Source organism: Caulobacter sp. (assembly GCF_965279145.1).
GTDB lineage: Bacteria > Pseudomonadota > Alphaproteobacteria > Caulobacterales > Caulobacteraceae > Caulobacter.
On the sequence record NZ_OZ257139.1, the window covers coordinates 1,201,683 to 1,220,927 of the forward strand.

The window sequence follows — 19,245 nt, forward strand, 5'->3', positions numbered from 1 at the left end:
GCTTGCGCTCCCTAAAGCCCTGCCGCCGATATGATTTCTGAGGGCTTCACGCTCATTGCTTCAGCTATGCGCACGATGTTCAAGAACGTGATGTTCCGTTTCCCGCGCTCGACCTCACCCATGTGCGAGCGATCCACGCCTGACGCGTCCGCCAGAGCCTCCTGAGACATACCCAAGGCCAGCCGCTGCGCACGGATAGCCGCGCCCAGCTTCAGCAGGCGTTGATCGCTATCTGTTTTTCCTGAGACCCGTGGCACGGCCGGGAAGGTCGCGAGATGCGGGATTTTCAACCACGGGATTTACGCACCAAAATGAGGCGCCTATAGGTGATGAAGCTCACCGGCCGAAGCCCACCGGGTTCAATGGTGTGAGCCACAGGGGAACGCCATGCTGGGATGGATCAAGAACACTGCGCGCAAGAGCGAGGCCGCCGTTCTCGTTCAGCAGGCGCTAGACCACCACATCCTCATGGGCATGAAGCCGTTCGATACGGATAAGGTCTCCAACGCACTTGTGGCGCTGGTCTGGGACAGAAAGCCGGAACTGTTTGAGGGCAAGATGGGAAAGCGGCCGCATAAGATGTCTGTCGCAGCAATCGCTCTCGCTACAGGCCTTCACGAGTTCGAAGACGGCGGCGTTGCGCAGAAGACAATCTTGCTCGCTCTAGGCGCTGTGCTCATGGAAATCGCGAACAACGGTAGATTTTATGATCTAGGCGGTGCTGATCAATGGATGATCGATAGAGCCGATCAGGCTTACGGCGAGATAAGCGAAAAACTTCAGCCGAGCCAGGATGCTATTCTCGGTAGCTTTGTGTAATACTCCGGGCAATCCGCGATCATCGAGCGTATTTGAGACAGATTGCTCTCTCGCTTTCGCAGCTCACGTATTCCGTCGTTCTTATTATATGCCCGTGCTCATACAGACATCTATCAAATGTCGACATGCTGCCTAATGACTACTCCCATATGTCATATTCGGTGATTTCACATCGATATGCTTACCTTGGATTGTAAGATAGAGGTACGTATTCTCTCCGGGCATATTCCAGTAAATAGATGCAGCCCATACGCGGTAGCGCACAGCCCTTGCGCAGGATCAGGCCGGGGAGTGAGCCCACTCCACAAGGCTTCTGTGCATGATGGTAGCGAAACCCGGCCAAGCGCCATCTGTGCAAGATGGTATCAAAACCCCTGATCAGCCCTCGCCATTCCGTGCCCACCAGAGCCCAAAACGAGCGCGTTGGCCTCGCAGGTGCTTCAGTGAGCCAAACCGGCCACAACGCGGCCCGAGGGGGGCGGCATGGCCCATCTTGGTCAGCCTCCCGCTGCGCCGTACCGCTTCACCGTGGCCTCTGAAATCCCGAAGTGCCGCGCCGTGTCGCGGATCGACCGTCTCTCCTCCCCGACACCCCGCCACGCCCTCACAGAAGCCGCGTCGCAGGCCTTCGGACGGCCGAGGCTGTCTTTCCCTCGGTGCGTCTTCCCCGTGGCCTGTAGCGCCGCCCTGGCGGTGGCACGTCCCGCCTCCGTCCGTTCCCTGATCTTGTGGCGCTCCATGTCCGCCACCTGGGCGAGGACCGCGAGGATGATTTCCCCCACGCCCCTGCCAATCTGCCCGAGGCCGTGAATGTCCACCGTCACGCCCATATCGAGCAGGCTGCGCACGGTGGTCTGCACATCCAGCGCATCCCGGCCTAGCCGGTCCACCGCATAGACGCAGACTGTATCGCCCTTGCGGAGTTGCCCTAGCAGCTTGGCGAAGCCGAGCCTGTCTGCAGCCATGGTCCCGCCGCTGACGCCGATGTCCTCATACTCAGCATCGAACTGACCGCCCAACGCATGGCGCTGAGCTTCAATGCTCTGATCCCCGGTGCTGACCCGGTAGTAGGCAAGGCGGTGGTTCACGGCGGATAGCTCACAAGTTAGGGGCTCGATTTCCCTAGCTCATAACCGTGGCTCAATAAGCCCGTCAAGTACCTTTAGAGCCACGGCTTATAACTTACAACTTATGCGCCATCGCACCTCATGACGGCCACGCCGAAACAAGCTGAGTTGTCCGCCCAAGCCCGCGCCAGCAAGCACCTAGTTCTCGCTCATCCCTAAACTTTCACCCGCCAACAACGCGACAGGCCTCGCTGTCACCAGCGCAGTACGGGCGGCGAGGCGCAGACGAAAGCCGTTCGCCCGAACCCACCCCAAGGGGCAACCCGGCTCATCAGAGTTTCATGAATGCCCCTCGCGAAAGCACATCATTTTTTCGGTCCACGAGAAATCTCGTGGTCAAGGTTGAGCCAGAGTGGGATTGTTGCACCATGCTCAAGACCTTCACAGCGATACGGGACGAAGCGCACGCGCACCGCGAATGGTTTGAAGTCGTAGGCCAGAGCCTTGTTACCCAAGCGGTGCCGCAAAGCGTATTCGCCCTAGCGTCTACGTTCTGCGCAAGCGGTGCGGAACTGGATGGCCGCCCAGTCACACAGTCAGATTGCAATGTCGTCGTTGCGGCCCTCGTCCAGTCGTTGAAGGTGTTCGAGGACTGCAAGCTGATTAGCGGGACCGAGGAAGTTCGCTTCACCGAAAGGCTCCGCCTGCCGGTGTCAGAGCGCGCCGCCCAACTCACATCGCGCGGAAGGGCAATCCTGGCGCTTCCGCATTGGCAGATCGAGTTTCTGTTTCAGCGCCACCTTATAGCTAAGCTTATTCGAGGGGCGTGGAAGCCGTTCGCGGGTGCCGTAGCTGTCGCGAGCACGGTGGCTGGAGTGCTGAAGTTGATACTGTTGTGGCGCTCCGAACAAGCTGCGGTGACAGGCGCGCTGGTTGGCGCTGCGATGCTGATTGGCCATCTATGGCAGCATCGCCGATGAGCAACATTTACGCGCACCATGAAATCGGCGCCCCAAATAGTCGATCATGAGCAAGGGTCTCAAGATAACGCGCAATGCGCCCTGCCCTTGCAGGAGCGGCAGGAAGTTTAAACACTGCCACGGGAAGCTTTCTAAGGACGGCCGCTTTCCTTCGAAATCATTGGATGCGTCGGACCTGCCACCAGACTTGATTAGCGCGATCAAAAATATGAACGCCAAAGTGCAGCGAGAGCTTTCTTGGCCACAAGTCCACGGTGCAATCCTTCCTTCCGCTCACACCTCGATGGGGGACGGACGCCGCTTAGCTTCCGCTGGGAACGCCCTCTGGCTGCTTGAGCACGATGAGACGTGGCACGGCTTTCTGTATGATCTATTGCGCGAGCAACTAGGTAATGATTGGTTTAATGCCGAACTCTCCAAGTCGCCTGAAGAACGTCACATATTGGCACGTTGGTATATGGAGGTCTGTAAACTTGAGTTAGATGATAATCAGCGCTTCACAAAGTGGACACCACTTCAGGATACCGGCGCAACTCTGGCGTTTAGATCAGTAGCTTATGATACCTTCTGCATGATGCAGGCAATGAGCCTGACCCCCAAACTGCTCGCTCGCCTACGTCACCCCGACCAGTTTGAAGGAGCGCGGTATGAACTGTGGGTGGCCGCAACGCTCGCTCGCGCTGATTTCTCGCTGGAGCTTTTGAACGAGGATGACCGGCGCTCAAGGCACGGGGAACTGATTGCGACCCATCGCAAGTCCGGCTCAAAGTTCTGGGTTGAGGCTAAGAGGCGACACCGGCAAATCGACAAGGTCGTGGGCAATGCTGGGGCAGTGCAAGTTGACGTTCAGGGATTGATCGCAGATGCGGTCGGTAAGCCTGCCAATCATGCTCGATTGATCTTTATCGACGTCAACCTCCCACCATGGCACGGAACAATAGAAAATGCGCCGTGGGTTCGTCAGTTTAGGACTTCAGTCAACGTACTGGAAAGACAGCCTCTATATAGGGGACGCGATGACTTGCGCGCCTATGTCATGGCGACTAACCACCCCTACCATTATAACTCAAATACGATACCAGATCCTCGGCATCATTTCATTGGTACGAGTTTCAATATGCCAGACCTCGATCCAAGGAGGCTGAATGAGCAGCATCCCGTCATTATGGAGCTAATGCACTCGATCAGTCGCCACTTTGCGATCCCGGACCAGTTTCTTTGATCCTTAGGTAGCCAAGTGAGACCGCCCTGCGATGTGACGGCGCAAGGCGCTTCTCAGTCGCCCCATGCTCTGCTACACAGGCGCACCACAAACGTAGCACGCAGCGCTTGTTAAGTAGTTGATTTTGCTGGACTGGGGGCGTTTCCCCTCGGCTCCACCAAGGACCTCTCCCCAGACATCCTCGTCCGTCGCGCGTCGCTATGTCGGGAACCCGGCAGTCGCGCGCCGCGCCAGCGGTCATAGTGCCGTTTCCCCGCCCGGACGCCGGACGCGGGGCCGAGGCCCGACATGACCTTCTTTTGCTACGTCTATTCGCGGGATTCGGATGTCCCCCACATGGAGGCCCTGGGCAGCCCGACTCTGGCCGACGCCAAGGCCCGGGCTCGCCGGATGCTGGATGAGCACGCCGCCACCATGCGGGCCGAGCTGTTCCACGACGATTTGCGCGTCGCCATCATCGCGCCCGACGAGATCGATTGCGCCCACGCGTCAGGCTGATCGCCGGGGCATGTTCATCCCCCTTTTGGCCGCAGCCGCGTCATTCTGACGCGGAATAGACCCGCGACGACTCGTCACAGGCTTCAAAGCCGCCCGTTAACGGGATATCCGTCGCCTCACGTCATGGTCCCGGAAAGCGTTCGACAGAAATTCGAACCGCGAGGGATGACAGAATGCGCGCGACGACAGGCCATCACGCCAAAGGAAAGACTTGCCGAACCCTGGCTGGCCTTCTGGCGGCGGCCTCTGCTCTGGCGGTCTCTGGCGCGGCGTTCGCAAGAGACGACAAGGCGGCCGCGCTCGACCTGAGCGTCAACTACACGGCCGATGTCGCCGGCGTGGTCAGCGGCGGCGTCGCCAAGCGCGGCCGCTTTCTCGACAATCTCGACATCGCCGCCGACCTGGATCTGGACAAGGCCCTGGGCTGGCGCGGCGCCACGGCCCACGCCCTGCTGCTGAACAACAGCGGCGGCATGCCCAATGACGACGCCGGAACGGCCCAGGGCATCGACAATATCGAGGTCTCCCGCCATCGCACCCGTCTGTTCGAGGCCTGGATCCAGCAGTCGTTCGCCAACGACAAGGCCTCGGCCCTGGTGGGTCTCTACGACCTCAACAGCGAGTTCTATGCCGATGACTCGGCCGGCCTGCTGATCGCGCCCGCCTTCGGCATCGGGTCGGAACTGGCCGCCACCGGCCCCAACGGCCCTTCGATCTTTCCCTCCACCGCCCTGGCGGTGCGGCTGAAATGGACCCCCGCCGAAGACGTCTATGTCCAGGCCGCGGCCCTGAACGCCGACGCCGGCGTGCTGGGCGATCCGGGCGGCGTCGACACCTCGTTCAACCACGGCGCCCTGCTGATCGCCGAAGCCGGCTGGACCGGCGCGGGCAAGGTCGCGGTCGGCGCGTGGCGCTACACCAAGAAGCAGGACGACATCCGGGATCTGACCCCCGCCGGCGATCCGGCCCAGCGCAACGCCGTGGGCGCCTATCTGCTGCTGGAGCATCGACTGACCGGCGAGGACGCCGCTCGCCAGGCCACCGCCTTCGCCCGACTGGGCGTGTCGGACGGCGACACCACCGACTTCAGCAGCGGCTGGCAGGCCGGCGTGCTGGTCGAAAAGGTCTTCGCCAGCCGTCCCGACAGCGCCTTCTCGTTCGGCGTCAACCAGGCCTATTTCTCGAAGAAGGCCCGCGCCGCCGCGATCGACGCCGGGGGTCGGCTGAAGCGCGCGGAATCGGCGATCGAGGTGACCTATTCCGACAGGATCGGCCCGGTCACCCTGCAGCCCGACCTGCAATATGTGATCGACCCGGGCGGCGACGCTGGCATCGGCCACGCGCTGGTGGCGGCCCTGCGCGTCAGCTTCGGGTTCTAGGGCGCTCGTCCGAGGCGGAAGACCGCCTCGCGATGAAGCAGGAAGCCGTTCCCCCTCACGCTATCGCATGCCGTTGGTGTCCAGAACGCCCGGAAAGGTGCGACAAGGCCGGACGCCGGTCCGCCACCGCCGGAAGCGCCGAGGTCAGTGTCGATCCCGGATCATCGCGCCGCGCGCCCGTCCGGCAAGCATCCATCCTTCGTCATATGCGATAGCCCTGGGCCGAGCGGGGGCGGCGGCCTCCACGCTCCCCTGACACGAAAACGGGCTCCCCGGTCGCCCGGGGAACCCGCCTCTTATCGCCCCCCAGTGGGCAATCGGATCAGAACTCTTCCCAGTCTTCCTTGACCGCGGCCGCGGTCGAGCCGCGCCCCGGGCGAACGGCGGTCTTGGGTCGGGCGTGGTGAACGGGCGCGGGCGCCGCGCGGGGCGCCTCGGCGGCTCCGCCCGCGGCGACCTTGAAGCGGCCGACCAGGCTGGAGAGTTGGTTGGCCTCGCCTTTCAGCGCGTGGGTCGCGGCGGTGGCCTGCTCGACCATGGCCGCGTTCTGCTGAACCACCTGGTCCATCTGGTTCACGGCCTGATTGACCTCGTGCAGGCCCGTGGACTGCTCGCTGGCCGAGGCGGCGATCTCGTTGACCAGGCTGTCGATCGAGGCGACCTGCTCGACGATGCGGCGCAGCGCCTCGCCGGTCTGGCCCACCAAATCGACCCCGGCGCCGACCTGGGCGGTCGAGGTCGAGATCAGGGTCTTGATCTCCTTGGCCGCGTCGGCCGAGCGCTGGGCCAGGGCCCGCACTTCCTGGGCGACCACCGCGAAGCCGCGACCGGCCTCGCCCGCCCGCGCCGCTTCGACGCCGGCGTTCAGGGCCAGAAGGTTGGTCTGGAAGGCGATCTCGTCGATCACGCCGATGATATTGCCGACCTGTTGCGAGGAGCCCTCGATCTGGGTCATGGCCGCGACGGCCTGGCTGACGATCTCGCCCGAGCGCTGGGCGTCGCCGCGCGCGGTGGCGACCACCTGCGAGGCTTCCTTGGCGCCCGAGGCGGTGCGGCGGACCGTGGCGGTGATCTCGTCCAGGGCGGCGGCGGTTTCTTCCAGGCTGGCGGCCTGCTGCTCGGTGCGACGCGACAGGTCGTCGGAGGCGCGAGCGATCTCGTCGGAGCCGGCGCTGACGCCGTCGGTGGTGGCGGCGATGCTCTTCATCGCGTCCTGCAGACGTCCGGCGGCGGCGTTGAAGTCGGTCTTCAGCTGCTGGGCCTTGGGCGCGAACTCCACCACGATGCGGTGGGTCAGGTCGCCATTGGCCAGGCGGTCCAGGGCCTCGCCCAGAGCGCCGAACGCAACGGCGTCGGCCTGGATCTCGGCGGCCTTGTCGGCCTCGCGCTCGGCGCGTTCGCGCTCGGTCAGGGAGCGCTGGCTGGCGGAGTCGCTTTCCAGTCGCTCCTTGGCGATGGCGGCTTCCTTGAAGGTGGTGACGGCGGCGGCCATCTGGCCGATCTCGTCCTTGCGGCCGGAGGCGGGCACCTGGATCGTGTGATCGCCCGAGGCCAGGCGGCGCATGGCGGCGGTCATGGCGGCCACCGGCGCGGCGATGCCGCCCGACAGCATCAACCCGCCGACAACGGCGATGGCGGCGGTGATCAGGATGCCGATCGCCAGGGTCAGGGTCGAGGCGGCGGAGGCCTTCTTCTGGGCGGTGGCTTCGGCGGCCAGGACCCCCTCGCTGTCGGTGACAATGGCTTCGATGGCGTTCTCGACAGGCTCGACGGCCTGGTCGGCGACGCCGTCATGCTTGACCAGTTCGATGGCCTGCGGACGCGTGGCCGGATCGGCCCCCAGGCTCTCTCCCGGCTCGATGGCCTGCTTGCGGTATTCGGCATAGGCGGCGTCGACGGCGGCGATACGGGCCAGACCCGCCTCGTTGCCGTCGGCCAGCTTGCGCAGCTCGTCCAGGGCGCCGAGGAACTTGGGCTTGTGAGCTTCTTCCAGGCGCTTGACGTAATAGTCGTCGCCCGACAGCAGGAAGCCGCGCAGCGAGTTCTCCTGGCGGGTGAGGCGGAAGGCGGCCTTGTCGGCGGCGCGCAGCGCTTCATGCGCGCGCTCGGTCCGGGTGACCGACTTCTCGTAGCCCAGCTTATTGGCGTAGAGCGCCCCACCCATGAGCATGATCGTGGCCAGCATGACCGCGAACACGGCCATCAGCTTGTGGGGAATTCTCAGATCGCCGAACGACAAAACACCCTCCTGGGTTTAGCTTCAGCGCCGGAAAACCTTCAAAGACACAGGCAGTTACCACCCGAGCCCCAACCTCGGCGCCAGCCTAGCTGTGCCATCGGAAGAGTTTCCGCGGGATTAACCGTGACGCGGCGTAAGGTCGCGGCCAGGGCAATGTCGCTCATTTTTTGATCAGTGCGCCTCATCCCAGTTGAGCGCGGCCCGCGCCTCCACCGTGAGAGGCACCGAGATCGCCACGGCCGGTTCGGCGGCCTTCTCCATCACGTGACGGGCGACAGCGCAGGTGGCCTCGGCCTCGGCTTCCGGGGCTTCGAAGACCAGTTCGTCGTGCACCTGCAGCAGGACCCGGGCCGACAGCCCGGCCTCGACCAGGGCGGCGGGCATGCGGATCATCGCCCGGCGCATGACGTCGGCCGCGGCCCCCTGGATCGGGGCGTTGATCGCCGCGCGCTCGGAGAACTGCCGCTGCGCCGCCGACTTGGCGTGGATCTCGGGGATGTTGATGCGGCGGCCGAAGATGGTGCTGACATAGCCGTGCTGACGCACGAAGGCCCGGGTCTCGTCCATATAGGCCTGGATGCCGGGGAAGCGCTCGAAATAGGTCTTGATATAGGCCCCGGCCTCGCCTTGGCCGATGCCCAGCTGGTTGGCCAGGCCAAAGGCGCTGATGCCGTAGACGATGCCGAAATTGATCGCCTTGGCCCGGCGGCGCACGTCGGACGGCATGCCCTCGATCGGCACGCCGAACATCTCTGACGCCGTCATGGCGTGGATGTCCAGGCCGTCCTGGAAGGCCTTCTTCAACTGCGGGATGTCGCCGATATGGGCCAGCAGGCGCAGCTCGATCTGGCTGTAGTCGGCGCTGATCAACACCTTGCCCGGCGCGGCCACGAAGGCCTTACGGATCTTGCGGCCCTCCTCGGTGCGGATCGGAATGTTCTGCAGGTTGGGATCCGACGACGACAGCCGCCCCGTGGTGGTCGCCGCCAGGGCGTAGGAGGTGTGGACCCGGCCGGTGTCGGGCGAGATCGCGGCGATCAGGTTCTCGGTATAGGTGCCCTTCAGCTTGGACAGCTGGCGCCAGTCCAGCAGCACGCGCGGCAGTTCGTGCTCCAGGGCCAGGGCCTCCAGCACGTCGCTGTCGGTCGACCACTGGCCGGTGGCGGTCTTCTTGCCGCCCTTCAGGGCCATTTCGCCAAACAGCACGTCGCCGACCTGCTTGGGGCTGCCCAGGTTGAACGGGTGGCCGACCAGCTGCTGCGCCCGGGCCTCGAAATCGGCCATCCGCATCGAGAACTCGTTGGAGAGCCGGCGCAGGGTCTCGGGATCGACGCGGATGCCGTCGTTCTCCATCGCCGCCAGCACCGGCGGCAGCGGACGCTCCAGCGTCTCATAGACCGTCAGCAGCCCCTTGGCCGCCAGCTGGGGCTTGAGCACATGGTAGAGCCGCAGGGTGACGTCGGCGTCCTCGGCGGCATAGGCCGTAGCCTCGGTCAGGCCCACATGCTTGAAGCTGATCTGGCTCTTGCCCGTACCCGCCACCTGCTTGAACGGGATCGGCTTGTGGCCCAGCCACAGCTCCGACAGCTCGTCCATGCCGTGACCGTGCAGACCCGCCTCCAGCACGTAGCTGATCAGCATGGTGTCCTCGATCGGGGCCACCTGCACGCCATAGCGCGACAGCACGGCGATATCGTACTTGCCGTTCTGGGCCACCTTCAGCACCGCCGGGTCTTCCAGCAGGGGCCTGAGGACGGCGATCGCCTCGGCCAGCGGGATCTGCTCCAGGCTGGCGGCCGTCTCGAAGGCCAGGCCCTCGGCCTTTTCCTCGTGGGCCAGCGGGATGTAGCAGGCCTCGCCCGGCGCGACGGCCAGCGACACGCCCACCAGGCCGGCGGTGGCCGAGCCCAGGGCGTCGGTCTCGGTGTCGAAGGCCACGACACCCTTGGCGCTCGCCCTGGCGACCCAGGCCTTCAGGGTGTCGAGGTCGCGCACGCAGGCATAGGCGCTGGTGTCGATGACAGCCGGCTGGGCGACCGGCGTCGCGGCGGCGCGGGCGGCCGCGCCCATGTAGGAGACCGTGGCCACGGGCGCGCCGGGCGCGGCGGCGGGCCCTCTGTCACCAAGCGGGCGGTCCAGGCTGCGCGGCGCCGCGGCGGCGCTGCCGTCCCCGACCCGGCGGGCCAGGGTGCGGAACTCCATCGTCTCCAGGAAGGCGGCCAGCACGTCCTTGTCGGGCTCGCGCAGCACCAGGTCGCTGATCGGTTCGGGCAGCGGCGTGTCGCAGTCCAGCTGCACCAGCTGGCGCGACAGGCGGATCTGGTCGGCGAAGTCGATCAGGGTCTCGCGGCGCTTGGGCTGCTTGATCTCGCCGGCCCGGGCCAGCAGCGTGTCGAGGTCGCCATACTCGTTGATCAGCTGGGCGGCGGTCTTGATCCCGATGCCCGGCGCGCCCGGCACGTTGTCGACGCTGTCGCCGCACAGGGCCTGAACGTCGACGACCTTCTCGGGATAGACGCCGAACTTCTCGAACACCTGCTCGCGGTCGATCCGCACGCCCTTCATCGGGTCGTACATCGACACCCCGTAGCCGACCAGTTGCATCAGGTCCTTGTCGGAGCTGACGATCACCGTCTCGCCGCCCTGCTCGCGCACCCGGCAGGCATAGGCGGCGATCAGGTCGTCGGCCTCGTAGCCGGGCAGCTCGATGGCGGGCACGCCAAAGGCCAGGGTCGCCTCGCGCACCAGCGGGAACTGCGGGATCAGGTCTTCCGGCGGCGGCGGCCGATGGGCCTTGTACTTGTCGTAGAGCTTGTTGCGGAACGTCTTTTCCGAATGGTCCCAGATCACCGCCAGGTGGGTGGGCGTATCGCCCTGCATGTCGCGCAGCAGCTTCCACAGCATGTTGCAGAAGCCCTGCACCGCGCCCACCGGCAGGCCGTCGCTCTTGCGGGTCAGGGGCGGCAGGGCGTGATAGGCGCGGAACAGATAGGCCGAGCCGTCCACGAGGAACAGCCGCACGGGCGCCCCCTCTGCGGCGGGCGTCGAGGCGGGCGCGGAATCGGCGGGAGCGGCGGTGTCGGTCATGGCCGGAACATAGGCCGGACCCCGTGCGCCGCAAACCCTCCCGCCGCCTCGCGAAGACCATTGGCAAGACGCTCGGCCGTGGGTTAGGCTCTACCCAAGGCTGCAAGCCTTCATCGCCCACGTTCAGGCGGCGATGGGTTCCGGGGAGTTTTCCGATGCTGCGTTCATGGACCCTGGCGATCCTGGTCGCCGCGATCGCCGCCCCGGCCCTGGCCCATGACGATGACGACGACGCCCCGGGCTGGCGTGCGCAGTTCATCGCCGGCGCCAAGCCCGCCGACATCAAGGCCGCCTATCCCAAGGCCGCCTTCGACCAGAAGATCTCCGGCGACGTCGCTTTGGCCTGCGTGGCCGACGCCGACGGCCGGCTCAAGGACTGCAAGGTCTTCCAGGAAGATCCCGCCGGACAGGGCTTCGGCGCGGCGGCCCTGACGCTGGTCGGGAAGGAGCGGATCAAGACCAGGGACATGTCGGGGGCCTCGGTCGCGGGGCGGCCGGTCAAGACCTACTTCCAGTTCCTGGCCCCAGGCGACGCCAATCCGCAGTGGGTCAGGAAGCCGAGCAGCGCCGATCTGGCCGGCGTCTTCCCCACCGCCGCCGTCAAGGCCTCAAAGGACGGCCGCGCGGCCATCAACTGCGACGTCACCGTCGAAGGCTTCCTGCAGAACTGCAAGGTGGTGTCCGAGGACCCGCCCGGCCTGGGCTTTGGCAATGCCGGCCTGCAGCTGGCCCCGCAGTTCCGGATGAGCCCGAAGATCCGCGGCGGCAGGGCCATGGCCAGCGAAATCACCGTGCCGATCATCTGGGCGGGACTGACCAACGGCAATCTGCGCCCCACCGGCCAGAGCCTGGTGCTGGACCCGCCCTGGATCCAGGCCCCGACCGTCGCCGAGGTGACCGCCGCCTGGCCCGCCGAGGCCGGCGACCTGCCCTCGGGTCAGGCGGCCCTGCGCTGCGACGTCAACAAGGCCGGCGGCCTCACATCATGCGACGTCATTTCCGAGAACCCCAAGGGCAAGGGCTTCGGCAAGGCCGCCAGGACCCTGTCCCGATCCTTCAGGATCAATCTGGGCGGCGACCCCGCCAAGGACCATGACAACTACAAGATCGACGTGCCGTTCCGCTTTCGCAATCCGGCCACGCCCGACACCCGCAGGGTGACCAAGCCGCGCTGGATCCGCTCGCTCAGCCCCGAAGGCATGGCCGACATCTACCCCGTGGCGGCGATGAAGGCCGGGGTGATGGCCGGCCTGGGAACGGTGACCTGCCAGATCACCGCTCTGGGCGAACTGACCGACTGCCAGGCCGCCGGGGAGGAGCCCGCCGGCCTGGACTTCGCCGCCGCCGCGATCAAGGCCGCCGGCGTCATGCGGATGAACCCCTGGACGCGCGAAGGCGACCCCGTCGAAGGCCTGCGCATCACCCTGCCGATCCGGTTCAGTTGGGAAGGACCGGCGGACGAGGACGACAAGGCGCCGGCCAAGCCCTGACGCCTATAAAACGCGCCCGCGACGGGCCCAATCCGGGCTCGCGGGCGGCGTGGCCTTTTGAAGCCCCCCAAAAGCGTCGAAAACCTGCTATGGTGTGTGACGCGCTGATGTCAGCGCCGTTTCCATCAGCGAAATAGCCCTCTCGGCGTCACGGCTTCGCGAACGGTCACCGGACCGGATCGCGTGGCCGCGCATTTCGCGCGGACCCAGAAAGTAACATGACAAAACGCGCCGAAATCATTTGGGCCGCTCAAAACGGTCGTCACAGCACCTATGAGCGGATCACCCATATCGGCGGCGGCGTAGCCAATCCCTGGAAGCTGACGATCAAGGACGCCATCAAGCTGGTCGACAACGGCAAGTGGCGCTTCTTCGTGATGCGCGACGGCGTCGAGGTGAAGGTCGAGGCCCTGACCAGCCGCACCGGCTGCCGCTATCTGAAGACCGCCAACGACCGCAACGAACCGCACGACCTTCTGACCCTGCCGGATTTCCCGGCCGAGGAAGAGACCGCCGCGCCGGCCCTGACGGATCAGGCCACCGCCTGACCTGTGGGCGGGGCGACCCGCCTTGATAAGCCGTGATCCGGCGCCCAGTTAGGACCAGCCAGCCCTGTCTGGCTGGAGTCCTGCATGCTGGTCCTGATCCTGTGCGCGGCCCTGGCCGTGATGATGATCTTTCCTGACACGCCGACCGGAAAGACCCTGCGGCGCCTGCTGGTCGAAGCGCCGGCCAGGACGCTGTCGCGCCTGACACCCGGCCACCTGCTGATCGCGCTGGCCTTGATCGGGATGAGCGTCCTGGTCGCGGCTCTGTTCGAGACAGAGGGCCTGCGCCTGCTGGGCATGGCCCTGCCGGAGGGCCTGGCCTGGCTCGCGGCCTTCGATGTCGCGACCTTCCTGGATATCTTCGCCGCCGCCGCGATGATCGCCGCCACCGCCCGCCTGCGCGCCCTTCAAGACCTCGCCCGGTCAGCCCGGACCTGGGCCCGATCCCTGGCGTCGCGGATCCCGCGGACGCCCCGGCGGGCCGGTCGCGGCCGCCGACGCCGCTCGCCCCGGCCCGGCTCACCGCCCGCCAAGGGCGATGACGGCGAGGGCGCCTGGCCTGCGGCGTGGGCGCCCGCCTGGGCCTAGGACGCGGTTGGCTTCCATCGAAGCGACCACCCCAAATCCCCGTCTCCCCGGCGAAGGCCGGGGCCCAGATTCATCCGGAGCGTCTCGTGGGTTTCATCTAGGTCCCGGCCTTCGCCGGGAAGACGGGAAATTTGGATGCGTGATTCAATCTGAAGCAAACTCGCCCTAGCCCGCCACCAGCTTGCCGATCGCGGCGATATAGGCCGCGAAGGCCACGCGGCCGGCCTCGGTCATCCGCGCGCGGGTCAGGGGCTTGCGGCCCAGGAAGCTCTTGTCGATCGACACATAGCCGGCCTCCTCCAGCTTGCGCAGATGGATCGACAGATTGCCCTGGGTGGCGTCGAGCACGGTCTTCAATTCGGTGAAGTCGGCGACCTCGACGTCGGCCAGATAGGCCATGATGCCCAGGCGCAGGCGGCCGTGGATCACCTCGTCGATGCCGCCGATGTCAAAGGCGCCCATGGCGGCTCAAACCTCGCGGCGGGCGTCGCGCGCCATGATCGCGCCGGGCACGGCCAGCCAGGCGAAGCAGGCCAGGGCCGCCACCAGGTTGAACGTCGGCGTTCCGATCACCAGGCCCATCACCACCGACGTCGTCAGACAGCCCAGCGAGACCGTCAGCATCCAGATCTTCCAGCGCAGCATGAAGGCCACGTACCAGGCCGCCCCCTGCAGGGCGAAGACCACACACGGATAGAGCATCCAGATCATGAAATCGTGCTGGCGCCAGGCGTTGACGCCGAAGATCGCCATCAGCGCGATATTGGCCAGGCCCGCGCCCCCGAAGGCGGCGTTCAGTGCGCGCGAGCCCGTGCCGGCGCCGACGCCCTTGGTCTTGTCCCGGACGATCAGCACCACCATCACCAGCACGAACAGCAGGGTGCAGCCGGCCACGAAGGCCAAGGTCGCCGACTCCGACAGCTGGATCAGGTTGATGGACTGCCCCCAGTGCACCAGGGTCTCGGCTCCATAGATCAGGCCGGCGGCCATGTAGATCAGCGCCCCGGCCATGCGCGGGCGGCCGCCCTGCTCCACCACGGTGCGCATATAGGCCAGGTCGTCCTGGGCCGATTGGGTCTTGGCGGTCATCGGGAGGGTCCCCCTCGGGCGTCTGGCGCGGACGAGCCCTCGCCCTGGCGGCTCGCAGGATGAGTTAGCGCAGACAGGTTTATTTTGTAAACTTGTTTTTGTATCGAGCACGGGGATCGGGATCGCGCTGTCCACGGATGGGCACGGGGATCGACGCCCCAGATCCTCCCCCTGAAGGGGGAGGCGGCCGGAGGCCGGTGGGGGAAGACCGCATTGAGTCTGCAGGACTTCCCCCTCCGTCGGCTTCGCCGACACCTCCCCCGCTAGGGGGAGGACCGACGCGAGCATCCAGACAATCGACGCAGCCGCGTTCAAACCTGCCGCATAATCATCTCACCTCGTCGCGAGGAAAGGGCGCAAGGCCAGCGACCATGGCGGCGGCGGGGTGTGATCGAGCGGGCAGCTCAATCGATGGCGGGAGGAGCGCTTTGCGCTCCGGGCCGTCAACCTCGTTGTTCTCTGGCGGCGGTCGGCCGTGGAAAACTAAAACGACGTGGCTTCGAGGGTCGAGCGAGCAACAGGCGGGCTGAAAGGCCTCGCGGTCCAGGTGGGAGTCGCTCTCCCCCTGCCCGTCGGAGGCGTCGAGGGCGAGGCGATAACACCGCCGGGCCGGAAGCGCTTTCGCCAGAACGATCACGCGGAGCGTCGGTCTTCGTCGAAACGGTAATCTCTAACTCACATCCGGACGTGGTCCGGACGCTCCGCGACCCTTTCCATCACTCAGCGAGATTTCGCGTGAGGCTGCAACGCCGTGTCCGCCAGACTGGCCCCCTCCGCGCCTTCGGCGCTCCTCCCCCGGCGGGGGAAGATGAAGACGCCGCCCTTAGGGCAGAGGTCTCGGTTTGCGGTGCTCGTCGATGGCCACGAAGGTGAACATGCCCTCGGTGACCTTGTGGGCCTGCTCGCCGTCGCGGCGGCGACGCCAGGCCTCGACCCCGACCTTCAGCGAGGTGCGACCGGTATGCACGACCTTGGCGAACAGGCTGACCTCGTCGCCGACAAAGACCGGGCTGATGAAGGTCATGCCGTCGATGGCGATGGTGGCGCAGCGGCCCGCCGCGCGGTGGAAGGCGATCGAGGCCGCCGCCAGGTCCATCTGCGACAGCAGCCAGCCGCCGAAGATGTCGCCTTCGGGATTGGTGTCGGAGGGCATGGCGATGGCGCGCAGCACCGGCGCTTCATGCGGCCATTCCGCCGCCGCCCAGGCCTCGGCCAGGGTCTCGGCGCGGCGCGAGGGCGGGATGTCGTTCACGACCTAGTGGCCGCCGGAGCCTTCATAGACCCCCGGGGCCAGACGCTCGTCCTCGTCATGGCCGGCGGCCGTGGTCGCCACGAAGCGGCGGTCGCAATAGGGGCAGTCGACGAAGCCGGCCGCGCCCAGTTCCAGCCAGACGCGCGGATGGCCCAGGGCCCCGCCGACGCCGTCGCAGGCGATGCGGTGCGAACGCACCATGATGGTTTCCGGCGCGGGACCGGCGCCGATGGCCGTGACGGTGACGTCCATGGCGGTCGGAGCGGTGGCGGTGACGGTCTTGGCCTTGCGCGCCATGTTCGAAAAACCCTTGAAGTCTGGACGCGGCCTTGGCGTGGCGGCGATGCAGGCATACCTATGCGACCTGTCGCGCCGCCGTCAATTCAAGCCGCGCGCCTTGCGTGTTCTAACGTCCCTTGCGGGACCTGCTTTGGCCCCTTCGTCCCGTTCGGGACCTGTCTGGACGTTCCATGGATCTGCCCGCCTACGCCATCGAAGCCGAAGGCCTGTTCAAGACCTACGCCGCCACCAAGACCTCCCCCGAGAAACGCGCGCTGAACGGCATCGACCTGAAGGTGCCACGCGGCTCGATCTTTGGCCTGCTGGGGCCCAATGGCGCCGGCAAGTCGACCTTCATCAACATCCTGGCCGGCCTGACCCGCAAGACCAGCGGCACGGTGCGGATCTGGGGCCGCGATATCGACCAGCGCCCGCGCGACGCCCGCGCCGCCATCGGCGTGGTGCCGCAGGAACTGGCCACCGACGTCTTCTTCACCCCGCGCGAATCACTGGACGTCCAGGCCGGCATGTACGGCGTGCCCAAGAACGAGCGGCGGACCGACGAACTGCTCAACGCCCTGGGTCTGTCCGACAAGGCTAACGCCTATGTGCGCCAGCTGTCGGGCGGTATGAAGCGTCGCCTGATGGTGGCCAAGGCCATGGTCCACCAGCCGCCGGTGCTGATCCTCGACGAGCCGACCGCCGGCGTAGACGTGGAACTGCGCCGCCAGCTGTGGAGCTATGTGAAGGGCCTGCACGACCAGGGCGTCACCATCGTGCTGACCACCCACTACCTGGAAGAGGCCCAGGAGCTGTGCGACCAGATCGCCATCGTCAATCGGGGCGAGGTCGTCGCCTGCGAGCCGACCTCGATGCTGCTCAAGCGCATGGACAGCCGCAATGTGGTGGTCACGCCGGAACAGCCGGTGACGGCGGCTCCGGTCCTGGCCGGCTTCGAGACGAAAATCCGGGCCGGCGGGGCCTTCGCGGTCAGCTATCGCACCGGCCAGTCCAGCGTCGAGCAGGTGCTGGCGGCGGTGCGGGCCAGCGGCATGCTGATCAAGGACATCGCCACCGAAGACCCGGATCTGGAGGATGTCTTCGTCTCCCTGACCTATGGCGACCCGAACGCGGCCGATCCGACCAAGGACTGACCAGGAGCGCTTGCGTTCCCGAAGCGCTTGGACAAACTCCACCGCTCAAGTTGGGGGTGCGTTGATGAGTTTCCTGGAAAAGCAGTTCGGGCTGAAGGCCCAGGGCACCAGCCTGCGCACCGAGGCGCTGGCCGGGTTCACCACCTTCCTGACGATGGCCTATATCGTCATCGTCAACCCGACGATCCTGGGCGAGGCGGGAATGCCCGTGGCCGCCGTGGCCGCCGCCACCTGCCTGGCGGCGGGGATCGGCTGCATCCTGATGGGGCTGATCGCCAACTATCCCATCGCCCTGGCCCCGGGCATGGGGCTCAACGCCTATTTCACCTACACCGTCGTGATCGGCATGGGCGTGCCCTGGCAGACGGCCCTGGGCTGCGTGTTCCTGTCGGGCGTCGCCTTCCTGGTGCTGACCGTGGCCGGGATCCGGCAGCTGATCGTCGGGGCCATTCCCCGGCCGCTGTTCTCGGCCGTCGCGGCGGGGGTGGGCCTGTTCATCGCCTTCATCGGGCTGAAGGAAGCCGGCATCATCGTCGCCAACCCCGCCACCACCGTGGCCCTGGGCGACCTGACCAAGCCGACCGCCGTCCTGGCGATCCTGGGCCTGCTGATCATCGGCGCGCTGATGGTCTGGCGGGTGAAGGGGGCGATCCTGATCGGCATCCTGGCGGTGGCCGTCGCCGGCTGGTTCATGGGCCTGACCAAGATCGCGCCGGGCGGCTACAGCCTGGCCGAGCTGTCGGCGACCGCCTTCAAGCTCGACATCCCGGCCGCCCTGAACCTTGGCGGCGGAAAGGGCGGCGTGGCGATGGCCATGACCCTGGCCGAGATCGTCTTCGTCTTCCTGTTCGTGGACCTGTTCGACAATGTCGGCACCCTGGTGGCCGTCACCAAGAAGGCCGGCCTGGTGGCGCCGGACGGTTCGATCCCGCGCCTGAACCGCATCCTGATGGCCGACTCGGTGGCCACCATCGCCGGCTCGATGGCCGGCACCAGCACCGTGGTCAGCTATATCGAGAGCGCCTCGGGCGTGCAGGCCGGCGGCCGCACGGGCCTGACGGCGGTGATCGTGGGACTGCTGTTCCTGGCCACCCTGTTCTTCGCGCCCCTGGTTCAGGCCATCCCAGCGGCGGCCACCGCCCCGGCCCTGATCCTGGTCGGGGCGATGATGATCGGGGCGCTGAAGGAGGTGGACTGGGAAGAGCCCGGCGTGGCCATTCCGGCCTTCCTGACGGTGATCACCATCCCGCTGACCTTCTCGATCGCCAACGGCCTGGCCTTCGGCATCACCAGCTACGCGGCGCTGAAGCTGGTTCGCGGCCAGGCCCGCCCCGCCGACTGGCTGCTCTACCTGCTGGCCGCCCTGTTCATCGCCCGCTTCATCTACCTCGGACAAGAATAGGAGAGCCACGCAAGAGGCCGTTTGCGCCCGCCCCGCCTTTCGGCTAAGACGCCGTTCCCCGCAAGGCGGACGCACTCGTAGCTCAGCTGGATAGAGCGCTGCCCTCCGAAGGCAGAGGTCACAGGTTCGAATCCTGTCGAGTGCGCCAGACT

At 66.2% G+C, this 19,245-nt stretch carries 18 protein-coding genes and 1 tRNA gene; 11 read left to right on the forward strand and 8 right to left on the reverse strand.

Annotated features, from left to right (window positions below):
* Nucleotides 1-11: 11 nt before the first annotated feature.
* On the reverse strand, nucleotides 12-290 hold the full coding sequence (locus ACQY9P_RS05595; RefSeq protein ID WP_421736252.1) for a helix-turn-helix domain-containing protein: 279 nt from the start codon (nucleotides 288-290) through the stop codon (nucleotides 12-14).
* Between the two features lie 97 nt (nucleotides 291-387).
* On the opposite strand from ACQY9P_RS05595, the gene ACQY9P_RS05600 reads away from it, so the two are divergent.
* A complete protein-coding gene (locus ACQY9P_RS05600) occupies nucleotides 388-819 on the forward strand; it encodes a hypothetical protein (protein WP_421736251.1) in 432 nt (143 codons plus the stop codon).
* A gap of 497 nt (nucleotides 820-1,316) precedes the next feature.
* Here the strand turns inward: ACQY9P_RS05600 and ACQY9P_RS05605 are convergent, their stop codons facing one another.
* Nucleotides 1,317-1,907 (reverse strand): recombinase family protein, encoded by a 591-nt coding sequence (locus ACQY9P_RS05605; protein WP_421736250.1) that lies wholly within the window; start codon nucleotides 1,905-1,907, stop codon nucleotides 1,317-1,319.
* A 407-nt stretch (nucleotides 1,908-2,314) separates the two neighbouring features.
* On the opposite strand from ACQY9P_RS05605, the gene ACQY9P_RS05610 reads away from it, so the two are divergent.
* The 4 genes from ACQY9P_RS05610 to ACQY9P_RS05625 all read left to right on the forward strand — a co-directional run bounded on the left by ACQY9P_RS05610 (nucleotide 2,315) and on the right by ACQY9P_RS05625 (nucleotide 5,965).
* Entirely contained in the window at nucleotides 2,315-2,866 is a 552-nt protein-coding gene (locus ACQY9P_RS05610; RefSeq protein ID WP_421736249.1) for a hypothetical protein, read from the forward strand.
* Nucleotides 2,867-2,912: 46 nt separating this feature from the next.
* Nucleotides 2,913-4,088, forward strand: coding sequence for a YecA family protein (locus ACQY9P_RS05615; RefSeq protein WP_421736248.1), 1,176 nt, complete (start codon nucleotides 2,913-2,915; stop codon nucleotides 4,086-4,088).
* Nucleotides 4,089-4,376: 288 nt separating this feature from the next.
* Entirely contained in the window at nucleotides 4,377-4,586 is a 210-nt protein-coding gene (locus tag ACQY9P_RS05620) for a hypothetical protein (protein ID WP_421736247.1), read from the forward strand.
* A 173-nt stretch (nucleotides 4,587-4,759) separates the two neighbouring features.
* Nucleotides 4,760-5,965 (forward strand): carbohydrate porin, encoded by a 1,206-nt coding sequence (locus ACQY9P_RS05625; protein ID WP_421736246.1) that lies wholly within the window; start codon nucleotides 4,760-4,762, stop codon nucleotides 5,963-5,965.
* Between the two features lie 322 nt (nucleotides 5,966-6,287).
* Here ACQY9P_RS05625 and ACQY9P_RS05630 read toward each other — a convergent pair whose 3' ends face one another.
* Together ACQY9P_RS05630 and polA are read right to left on the reverse strand one after the other, a co-directional pair.
* On the reverse strand, nucleotides 6,288-8,204 hold the full coding sequence (locus ACQY9P_RS05630; protein ID WP_421736245.1) for a methyl-accepting chemotaxis protein: 1,917 nt from the start codon (nucleotides 8,202-8,204) through the stop codon (nucleotides 6,288-6,290).
* A gap of 171 nt (nucleotides 8,205-8,375) precedes the next feature.
* Nucleotides 8,376-11,291, reverse strand: a complete 2,916-nt coding sequence (gene polA / locus ACQY9P_RS05635) for a DNA polymerase I (RefSeq protein ID WP_421736244.1) — start codon at nucleotides 11,289-11,291, stop codon at nucleotides 8,376-8,378.
* Nucleotides 11,292-11,446: 155 nt separating this feature from the next.
* On the opposite strand from polA, the gene ACQY9P_RS05640 reads away from it, so the two are divergent.
* The 3 genes from ACQY9P_RS05640 to ACQY9P_RS05650 all read left to right on the forward strand — a co-directional run bounded on the left by ACQY9P_RS05640 (nucleotide 11,447) and on the right by ACQY9P_RS05650 (nucleotide 13,917).
* The gene (locus tag ACQY9P_RS05640) at nucleotides 11,447-12,781 is read left to right on the forward strand and encodes an energy transducer TonB (RefSeq protein ID WP_421736243.1); all 1,335 of its coding nucleotides are present in this window, start codon (nucleotides 11,447-11,449) and stop codon (nucleotides 12,779-12,781) included.
* A 218-nt stretch (nucleotides 12,782-12,999) separates the two neighbouring features.
* Nucleotides 13,000-13,329 carry a DUF3892 domain-containing protein gene (locus tag ACQY9P_RS05645; RefSeq protein ID WP_421736242.1) on the forward strand — a complete coding sequence of 110 codons (330 nt, stop codon included), beginning with the start codon at nucleotides 13,000-13,002 and terminating at the stop codon, nucleotides 13,327-13,329.
* A gap of 84 nt (nucleotides 13,330-13,413) precedes the next feature.
* Nucleotides 13,414-13,917 (forward strand): hypothetical protein, encoded by a 504-nt coding sequence (locus ACQY9P_RS05650; protein WP_421736241.1) that lies wholly within the window; start codon nucleotides 13,414-13,416, stop codon nucleotides 13,915-13,917.
* Nucleotides 13,918-14,082: 165 nt separating this feature from the next.
* Here ACQY9P_RS05650 and ACQY9P_RS05655 read toward each other — a convergent pair whose 3' ends face one another.
* The 4 genes from ACQY9P_RS05655 to ACQY9P_RS05670 form a co-directional block, all read right to left on the reverse strand.
* Nucleotides 14,083-14,379 carry a winged helix-turn-helix domain-containing protein gene (locus ACQY9P_RS05655; protein WP_421736240.1) on the reverse strand — a complete coding sequence of 99 codons (297 nt, stop codon included), beginning with the start codon at nucleotides 14,377-14,379 and terminating at the stop codon, nucleotides 14,083-14,085.
* A gap of 6 nt (nucleotides 14,380-14,385) precedes the next feature.
* On the reverse strand, nucleotides 14,386-15,006 hold the full coding sequence (locus ACQY9P_RS05660; RefSeq protein ID WP_421736239.1) for a hypothetical protein: 621 nt from the start codon (nucleotides 15,004-15,006) through the stop codon (nucleotides 14,386-14,388).
* A gap of 823 nt (nucleotides 15,007-15,829) precedes the next feature.
* A complete protein-coding gene (locus ACQY9P_RS05665; protein WP_421738250.1) occupies nucleotides 15,830-16,177 on the reverse strand; it encodes an acyl-CoA thioesterase in 348 nt (115 codons plus the stop codon).
* A gap of 84 nt (nucleotides 16,178-16,261) precedes the next feature.
* Entirely contained in the window at nucleotides 16,262-16,555 is a 294-nt protein-coding gene (locus ACQY9P_RS05670) for a zinc-finger domain-containing protein (RefSeq protein ID WP_421736238.1), read from the reverse strand.
* A 173-nt stretch (nucleotides 16,556-16,728) separates the two neighbouring features.
* Between ACQY9P_RS05670 and ACQY9P_RS05675 the strand changes: the two genes are divergently transcribed.
* From ACQY9P_RS05675 to ACQY9P_RS05685, 3 genes are all read left to right on the forward strand, one after another.
* Nucleotides 16,729-17,691: an ABC transporter ATP-binding protein gene (locus ACQY9P_RS05675; RefSeq protein WP_421736237.1), complete on the forward strand. Its 963-nt coding sequence runs from the start codon at nucleotides 16,729-16,731 to the stop codon at nucleotides 17,689-17,691.
* A 64-nt stretch (nucleotides 17,692-17,755) separates the two neighbouring features.
* A complete protein-coding gene (locus tag ACQY9P_RS05680; RefSeq protein WP_421736236.1) occupies nucleotides 17,756-19,093 on the forward strand; it encodes an NCS2 family permease in 1,338 nt (445 codons plus the stop codon).
* A gap of 71 nt (nucleotides 19,094-19,164) precedes the next feature.
* Nucleotides 19,165-19,241, forward strand: a tRNA-Arg gene (locus ACQY9P_RS05685).
* Nucleotides 19,242-19,245 lie beyond the last annotated feature (4 nt).

Excerpts from the sequence above, each read along its gene's own strand:
- ACQY9P_RS05600 (WP_421736251.1), top strand. The coding sequence starts at position 388 with ATGCTGGGATGGATCAAGAACACTGCGCGCAAGAGCGAGGCCGCCGTT.
- ACQY9P_RS05610 (WP_421736249.1), top strand. The coding sequence starts at position 2,315 with ATGCTCAAGACCTTCACAGCGATACGGGACGAAGCGCACGCGCACCGC.
- ACQY9P_RS05615 (WP_421736248.1), top strand. The coding sequence starts at position 2,913 with ATGAGCAAGGGTCTCAAGATAACGCGCAATGCGCCCTGCCCTTGCAGG.
- ACQY9P_RS05620 (WP_421736247.1), top strand. The coding sequence starts at position 4,377 with ATGACCTTCTTTTGCTACGTCTATTCGCGGGATTCGGATGTCCCCCAC.
- ACQY9P_RS05625 (WP_421736246.1), top strand. The coding sequence starts at position 4,760 with ATGCGCGCGACGACAGGCCATCACGCCAAAGGAAAGACTTGCCGAACC.
- polA (WP_421736244.1), bottom strand. The coding sequence starts at position 11,291 with ATGACCGACACCGCCGCTCCCGCCGATTCCGCGCCCGCCTCGACGCCC.
- ACQY9P_RS05640 (WP_421736243.1), top strand. The coding sequence starts at position 11,447 with ATGCTGCGTTCATGGACCCTGGCGATCCTGGTCGCCGCGATCGCCGCC.
- ACQY9P_RS05645 (WP_421736242.1), top strand. The coding sequence starts at position 13,000 with ATGACAAAACGCGCCGAAATCATTTGGGCCGCTCAAAACGGTCGTCAC.
- ACQY9P_RS05650 (WP_421736241.1), top strand. The coding sequence starts at position 13,414 with ATGCTGGTCCTGATCCTGTGCGCGGCCCTGGCCGTGATGATGATCTTT.
- ACQY9P_RS05655 (WP_421736240.1), bottom strand. The coding sequence starts at position 14,379 with ATGGGCGCCTTTGACATCGGCGGCATCGACGAGGTGATCCACGGCCGC.
- ACQY9P_RS05660 (WP_421736239.1), bottom strand. The coding sequence starts at position 15,006 with ATGACCGCCAAGACCCAATCGGCCCAGGACGACCTGGCCTATATGCGC.
- ACQY9P_RS05670 (WP_421736238.1), bottom strand. The coding sequence starts at position 16,555 with ATGGCGCGCAAGGCCAAGACCGTCACCGCCACCGCTCCGACCGCCATG.
- ACQY9P_RS05675 (WP_421736237.1), top strand. The coding sequence starts at position 16,729 with ATGGATCTGCCCGCCTACGCCATCGAAGCCGAAGGCCTGTTCAAGACC.
- ACQY9P_RS05680 (WP_421736236.1), top strand. The coding sequence starts at position 17,756 with ATGAGTTTCCTGGAAAAGCAGTTCGGGCTGAAGGCCCAGGGCACCAGC.